We start from the raw sequence: 7242 nt of genomic DNA, 5'->3' as shown, positions 1-7242 counted from the left end.
GCGGCGCGGTGGCGCGCTTCGGTTGGCGTGGACGCGGATCGTTCATCCGCCAGATGACTGCTCATCGTTGAGACCTCAATCCATTCGGATCGCTAAGGATCCGTGAAGTGTGATTGCGTCAACCATACGAGCATTCTGTGATCTGTCAAACAGATCTTGATAAACTATTTAGTATTCGAATAGTCATTGCGAAATTGACGTGTCGTCCATTCGGGCAGCGTGCTGATTCCCTGGGCGGTGAGGGTGAGCACCGATGCCAGGCCGCCCAGCAGCGCCGCGTCCGCACCGATCCGCGCCGCGCGGAACTCGATACCCGGCGACACGGCCAGCAGACTGCTGATCTCCGCCGACGATCGCACACTCTCGAACATGATCGGTCCCGCCTGCCCGAGCAGCCCCCCGATCGCGATGACGCTCGGCGCGATCACTTTCGCCGTGTTCGCCAGCGCGCGCCCCAGCGCGAGCCCCGCCTCGTACAGCACGCGCTGACATGCCGGATCGCCCTCGCGCGCACCATCGATCACCTCCGGGAGCGCATGTTTGATGGTTCCCGAAGCCGCCAACGTCGACAGGATCGAACGTTCCGAGGCGACCGTGGTCAGGCATCCGCGGCTTCCGCAGAAGCACACCGGCCCGTTCCGGTCGAGCACGATGTGGCCGATCTCCCCGGCCAGCCCGTCGCCGCCGCGGTGCACCTTCCCGTCGAGCACGATCCCTCCGCCGATCTGCGCGGAACACATCACGTACAGGAAATCGGTGCAACCGCGGCCCGCGCCCCAGGTCCACTCGGCCAGCGCCGCCAGATTCGCGTCGTTGTCCGCGACGACCGGAACCCCGAGCAGGTCGCCGAGCGTCCCCGCGACCGGAGTGTCGTTCCATCCGGGCAGCTGCAGCCGCGCCCACGACGCCGCGGTGCCGGTCACGGTGGAGATCGGGCCCTGCATGGCCACGCCGACCCCGGCCAGGTCCCCGACCTGCACTCCGGCCTCGTTCGCCAGCGTGTGAATGAGATCGGCGACGTCCCGCGGCCCGCCGCCCTCGATGTCGAAGTCCGTGCCGCGAGTCAGCGCGGCGTCGTGCCGTGATCCGGTTCGGAAATCGAACAGTGCCGCGGTGATCGAGTCGGTGTTCACCTGGGTCGACACCATCACGCCCTGCTGGGCCACCAGCGCCACGAGCGATTCGCGGCCGTTGACGGGCTGGATCTCCGCGGTGCCCTCGGCGCGCAAGTCCTTGACGATGCTGTTCACCGTCGCGGGAGACAGTTGGGTCCGGCGCGCCAGGGCGGCCTGCGAGGACGGCCCATGGGTGCGCAGAGCCTCCAGCAAGCGCTCGACATTGCCCCGGCGGACGCCGGGACCGGAACTCGTACGCCCGTTGCCGGGACGATTCGGATCGGTAGCCACGCTTCCGAGAGTATTGTTCGGAATCCGAATATTCAATTGTCCGGCGATCCGGGCAACCCGAGCCCTGCCTGGTACGTGTGTTCGATTCGACGCTCCGGTAGCGTTATCGGCACCATGACTACGCCGACGTCGCATACGCCTGGCCCCAACGGGCCTCGGCCGGGAGTGCCGCTGCCCGGTCAGCACCTGCAGGGCGCCAATCCGGCGGAGTTCGCCGATCCGGCGGCCGTGCGTGCGCAGATCGACGAGCTGATGGCCGAACTGCGGGCCGTATCGCGGGAAACCGATACGGGCAGCGCGGAATCGGCGGGTGCGGGCGTCGAGATCACCCGGCGTGCCCGCATTCTGGAGCAGGCACACGATGTGCTGGTCCAGGCACTGACGACGGTGGACAAGATCTGAGGTGGCCAAGCGCGCTCGGGTGGACGCGGAACTGGTTCGCCGCGGATTGGCACGCTCGCGGGAACATGCGGTCGAGCTGATCGGCGCGGGCCGGGTATTGATCAACGGTTCGGTCGCCTCCAAACCGGCCACGGCCGTCGAGGCGGGCACCCCGCTGCTGGTGCGGGAGGAGCCCGACGAGGTGCGCTGGGCCTCACGCGGCGCGCACAAGCTGCTCGGTGCGCTCGAGGCGTTCGAGCCCTACGGCCTGACCGTCTCGGGTCGCCGTTGTCTCGACGCCGGCGCCTCGACCGGCGGATTCACCGACGTGCTGCTCACCCGGGGTGCGCGTGAGGTGGTCGCGGTGGACGTCGGCTACGGGCAACTGGTGTGGCGGTTGCAGACCGACGAGCGGGTGCGGGTGGTTGATCGCACGAATGTCCGCGCGCTCACCCCGGACGCGATCGACGGACCCGTCGAACTGGTCGTCGCGGATCTGTCGTTCATCTCGCTGGGACTCGTGCTGCCCGCGCTGGCACACTGCTGCCTGCCCGGTGCGGACCTGCTGCCGATGGTCAAGCCGCAGTTCGAGGTCGGCAAGGACCGAGTAGGCTCCGGCGGTGTGGTGCGGGACCCCGCGTTGCGCGCCGAATCGGTGCGGGAGGTGGCCGCGGCGGCCGCCGCCCTCGGTCTGCGCACCCGCGGAGTGGTGGCGAGCCCACTGCCGGGACCGTCCGGCAATGTCGAGTACTTCCTGTGGTTGCGCCGGGAGGATGACGATGCAGAGATGGATGTGACTGCGCTGGTGCAGCGTGCGGTGGAGGAGGGCCCACAGTGAACCGCGAGATTCTGCTGGTCGCACATCCCGGCCGTGCCGAACTCACCGAGACCGCGCATCGGGTGGCGAAGATCTTCTCCGATGCGGGCATCGGCCTGCGCGTGCTCGCGGACGAGGCGTACAGCACCAAACTCGACTGCGATGAGAACGCCGCACCGGACGGATATCCGGTGCGGGCGGTCGCGCACGGGCCCGATGCCGCGGTGGGGTGCGAGATGGTGCTCGCCCTCGGCGGTGACGGCACCTTCCTGCGCGCGGCTGAGATGGCGCGTCCGGCGCGGGTGCCGGTGCTGGGAATCAACCTGGGCCGCATCGGATTTCTCACCGAGGCGGAGGCCGAGAACATCGACGAGGCGCTGGCGCAGGTCGTGCACGGCGATTACCGCCTCGAGCAGCGGATGACGATAGATGTCAGTGTCCGCGTCGATGATGTGGTGGTGGAACGGGGCTGGGCACTCAACGAGGCCAGTATCGAGAACGCCGTCCGGATGGGCGTGCTGGAATTGGTGCTGGAGGTCGACGGGCGGCCGGTCTCGCAATTCGGGTGCGACGGGGTGCTCATCGCGACCCCGACCGGATCCACGGCCTACGCCTTCTCCGCGGGCGGCCCGGTGGTGTGGCCGGAACTCGAGGCGCTGCTGGTGATTCCGAGCAATGCCCACGCGTTGTTCGCGCGACCGCTGGTGACCAGCCCCGATTCCCGGATCGCGGTGGAAACCGTTGCGACAGGGCATGATGCGGTGGTATTCCTGGACGGCCGCCGCACCCTGGCGCTGCCGCGCGGTGCGCGTTTCGAGGCGGTCCGCGGGGACGAGCCGGTGCGGTGGGTGCGGCTGGATTCCGCGCCGTTCACCGATCGGATGGTGCGCAAATTCCAGTTGCCGGTGACAGGATGGCGAGGACGGCGGCCGGAGCGCACCCGCTCGGGCGAAAGCGAAAACCGCCGAACGGAGAGCACGAGTGCTGACAGAGATACGGATTGACGGGCTCGGCGTCATATCCACCGCCACAGCGCAATTCCATGCGGGGTTGACCTGTCTGACCGGTGAGACCGGCGCGGGCAAGACGATGGTGGTGACGAGCCTGCATCTGCTGAGCGGCGCCCGCGCCGATGCCGGGCGGGTGCGCCGGGGCGCGGCTCGCGCGGTAGTGGAGGGCCGGTTCACCGTCGAGGAGGTGCACGACGCCGCCCGCGACGAGGTCGAGAAGGTGCTGGAATCGACCGGGGCGCAACGCGATGACGACGACAGCGTCATCGCGGTCCGCACCGTCGGCAGTGACGGTCGTTCGCGCGCGCATCTGGGCGGTCGCAGTGTTCCGGCGGCGGTCCTGGGGGATTTCACCGCACCGCTGCTGACGGTGCACGGTCAGAATGATCAGCTGCGGTTGCAACGTCCCGATCAGCAGTTGCAGGCATTGGATCAGTTCGCGGGTGACTCGGTCGCCACGCTGCTGCGCAAATATCGGCTGGCCCGGCGTACCTGGTTGCAGACCCGGGGCGAGCTGCTCGAACGCACCGCCCGCAGCCGCGAACTCGCCCTCGAGGCCGATCGGCTGAAGCATTCGCTCGACGAAATCGACGCTCTGGCACCGGAATCCGGCGAGGACGAACGCATCGTCGCGGAGGTGCGGCGGTTGTCGGATCTGGATTCGCTGCGCGAGGCGGCGACCGGGGCGCACGATGCGCTGGCCGGTCCGGCCGACGCGCCCGGCGAGGGTTCGGGCGCGTTGGATCTGCTGGGCGCGGCCCGCTCGCGGCTGGAGTCCGCACAGGATCCGGCACTGAGTGATCTGGCTCCGCGCCTGGGTGATGCGATCTCGGTCGTGGTGGATCTGACCACCGAGCTCAGCGGTTACCTGTCCGATCTGCCCTCGGATCCGAACGTGCTGGATTCGCTGCTCAACCGGCAGGCCGAATTGAAAACGCTGACCAGGAAATACGCACCCGACATCGACGGTGTGCTGGCCTGGGCCGCGGATGCGCGCGGGCGGTTGGATTCGCTGGACGTGTCCGAAGGGGCGTTGTCCGCGCTGGCAGCGGAGGTCGAAGCCGCCGCCGAGGAGGTGCGTGAGGCCGCGCGCAAACTCACCGCCGCGCGAACCAAGTCGGCCAAGAAGCTGGCCGCCGCGGTGAGCACCGAGTTGGGCGGGCTGGCGATGGGCCGCGCGAAACTCGAGGTGCAGGTGCGGCCGATGCCCGCCGGTCCGCAGGATTCCGCGCCGATCACGGTGGGCGGCAAGGAATTGCATGCCGGATCCAGCGGAGTGGACGAGGTCGAGTTCCGGTTGTCGGCGCATTCGGGAGCGCAGTCGCTGCCGCTGAGCCGCAGTGCCTCCGGCGGTGAGCTGTCCCGGGTGATGCTGGCCCTGGAGGTGGTGCTGGCTCGGTCCGAACACGGCAGCACGATGGTTTTCGACGAGGTCGACGCTGGTGTCGGCGGCCGGGCCGCGGTGGAGATCGGCCGCCGCCTGGCCCGGCTGGCTCGAACCCATCAGGTGATCGTGGTGACCCATCTCCCGCAGGTCGCCGCGTTCGCCGACACCCATCTGGTGGTGGACAAGGTCGACGACGGCAAGGGCGTCAACAGTGGTGTGCGCGCCTTGACCGATGACGAGCGCGTCAAGGAACTCGCCCGCATGCTGGCCGGTCTGGACGACACCGAGACCGGCCGAGCTCACGCGGAGGAGCTCCTCGCCACCGCCAACGCCGAAAAGGAAACCGCGACACCGGCAGCCAGCTGACCGCGGGTCTTCGCTACTTCGCGACCGCCTTGCGGGCCGCCGAAAGGAACGGGTTGATCAGGCCGCGCAGGGCGAGTTCGGTGATGCGGTCGGGGACGGGGATTTTCGGCTCGGATTCCATGCGGTAGGAGACCAGGGTGCCGCCGGGGGCGTCGGCGAAGGTGATGATCCCGACGTGGCGGCGGACCGGGGCGCCGGCGACGATCTTGTATTCCATGCGTTCGCCGGGAACCAGCTCGGTGGTCTCCTCGGTGACGCCCACACCGCCCAGACCGACCAGGAATCGCGCGCCCACGCCGGTGCGCTCGGTGTCGCCGGGCTTCTTCAGCGTGAACCGGATCGGCAGGTATCCGTTGAGGCTGTCGCGTTCGGCGAAGAGTTTGTAGACGACGTCGCGGGGAGCTGAAATCACCGTGTCGATCGTGGTGCCGGCCATGTGCGAATCTCCTTAGGATTCTGTGCGGTGGGCGCGTCCCGCGCCAGTGCCTGTGACATCGTGTCTCATCAATACGCCGTCGGCAAGCGTATCCGTTACCGGTTCCGCGCGCCGTGCGAAGTGTCATTGGCATCGAGGTAACGAATGTGATAGTGAATCCGGCGCGCCTCCACCGATGGTTGAGAGTTTGCGGTCAGTATCGGTTGCCATGAAGATGCTGGCGCTGTTGTCGAAGAACAACGAAATGCTGCCGGGCCGCACGGGACTGGCACGCGTCGACCGCGACACCCGGCGTCTGCTCAAACGAGTGGGACCCGGCGATGTCGTGGTGCTCGACGAGATGGACCTGGATCGGCTCACCGCCGACCGGCTCGTCGAGGCGGGAGTGATGGCGGTGATCAACGCCTCGCCGTCGATCTCCGGGCGTTACCCGAACCTCGGACCCGAGGTGCTGGTGGCCAATGGAATCGCACTGCTGGACGCGGTATCCAACGATGTCTTCGCCAAGATCAAGGACGGCGCGAAGGTGCGCATCGATGGCGGCGTCGTCTACGCCGATCGGTTGACCAAGAAGGAACCCGAGGCCCTGGTCGAGGGGATCGAGCTCACCGCGTCGGCCATCGCCGAACGGATGATCGCCGCGCGCAACGGCCTGGCCGATCATCTGGAGGCGTTCTCGGGAAATACGATCGAGTTCATCCGCACCGAGAGTGCGCTGCTGATCGACGGTTTCGGCGTTCCGGAGCTGGAGCTGAGCCTGAGCAACCGGCACGTCGTGGTGGTGGCCGACGGTCCGGATCATCGCGACGACCTGCGGGCGCTCAAACCGTTCATCAAGGAGTACGCGCCCATTCTGATCGGCGTCGGCCGCGGCGCGGACACCCTGGCCCGATGCGGTTACCGGCCCGATCTGATCGTGGGCGATCCGGACGAGATCACCGCCACCACGCTCAAATCCGGCGCCGAGGTGATCCTGCCCGCCGACACCGACGGTCACGCCAAGGGGCTGGACCGCATTCAGGACCTGGGCATCGGCGCGACCACGTTCCCGTCCTCGGGATCGGCCGCGGACCTGGCATTGCTGCTGGCCGATCACCACGGCGCGGCGTTGATCATCACCTGCGGCGCGGCGGCCTCACTGGACGACTTCTTCGATCGCAGCCGCCGCGAATCCAATCCGGCGACATTCCTGACCCGGCTCAAGACCGGTCCGAAACTGATGGACGCCAAGGCCGTGGCCACGCTCTACAGCCAACGTTCGGCGGGCTGGGCGGTGGCGCTGGTGGTCCTGGCCGCGCTGGTCGCGCTCATCGTGGCGGTGCTCGCCTTGCATCTGGGCGGGGAGGCGCTGGACTGGGCCGCCTCGGTGTGGCAGCAGGCCCGGGGCGTGGGACACGACCTATCGAACTTGTTGAATCGGCAACACTGAAGGGGAACAG

The 7242-nt window shown here is 67.9% G+C and carries 7 protein-coding genes; 5 read left to right on the top strand and 2 right to left on the bottom strand.

The features are described 5' to 3' along the window. Positions 1-164: 164 nt before the first annotated feature. A complete protein-coding gene (locus NM2_RS06260; RefSeq protein ID WP_067665028.1) occupies positions 165-1406 on the bottom strand; it encodes an ROK family transcriptional regulator in 1242 nt (413 codons plus the stop codon). A gap of 114 nt (positions 1407-1520) precedes the next feature. Here NM2_RS06260 and NM2_RS06255 point away from each other — a divergent pair, with 114 nt between their 5' ends. The 4 genes from NM2_RS06255 to recN are packed head-to-tail and all read left to right on the top strand — an operon-like array spanning position 1521 to position 5367. Further along, positions 1521-1808, top strand: a complete 288-nt coding sequence (locus NM2_RS06255; RefSeq protein WP_067665025.1) for a hypothetical protein — start codon at positions 1521-1523, stop codon at positions 1806-1808. 1 nt (position 1809) lies between these two features. Next, positions 1810-2625, top strand: a complete 816-nt coding sequence (locus tag NM2_RS06250; RefSeq protein ID WP_067665022.1) for a TlyA family RNA methyltransferase — start codon at positions 1810-1812, stop codon at positions 2623-2625. Then, positions 2622-3608 carry an NAD kinase gene (locus tag NM2_RS06245; protein ID WP_067665018.1) on the top strand — a complete coding sequence of 329 codons (987 nt, stop codon included), beginning with the start codon at positions 2622-2624 and terminating at the stop codon, positions 3606-3608. Before NM2_RS06250 ends, NM2_RS06245 begins: the two co-directional genes overlap by 4 nt. After that, positions 3586-5367: a DNA repair protein RecN gene (gene recN / locus NM2_RS06240; RefSeq protein WP_067665015.1), complete on the top strand. Its 1782-nt coding sequence runs from the start codon at positions 3586-3588 to the stop codon at positions 5365-5367. The genes NM2_RS06245 and recN overlap by 23 nt, the downstream gene beginning before the upstream one ends. A gap of 13 nt (positions 5368-5380) precedes the next feature. Here the strand turns inward: recN and NM2_RS06235 are convergent, their stop codons facing one another. Continuing rightward, positions 5381-5803 carry an SRPBCC family protein gene (locus tag NM2_RS06235; protein ID WP_067665012.1) on the bottom strand — a complete coding sequence of 141 codons (423 nt, stop codon included), beginning with the start codon at positions 5801-5803 and terminating at the stop codon, positions 5381-5383. A 208-nt stretch (positions 5804-6011) separates the two neighbouring features. Here NM2_RS06235 and steA point away from each other — a divergent pair, with 208 nt between their 5' ends. Beyond that, entirely contained in the window at positions 6012-7232 is a 1221-nt protein-coding gene (gene steA, locus NM2_RS06230) for a putative cytokinetic ring protein SteA (RefSeq protein ID WP_067665009.1), read from the top strand. Positions 7233-7242: the final 10 nt, after the last annotated feature.

This window comes from Nocardia miyunensis NBRC 108239 (assembly GCF_001613065.1).
Lineage (GTDB): Bacteria > Actinomycetota > Actinomycetes > Mycobacteriales > Mycobacteriaceae > Nocardia > Nocardia miyunensis.
This window is presented reverse-complemented; position numbering and strand designations above follow the sequence as displayed.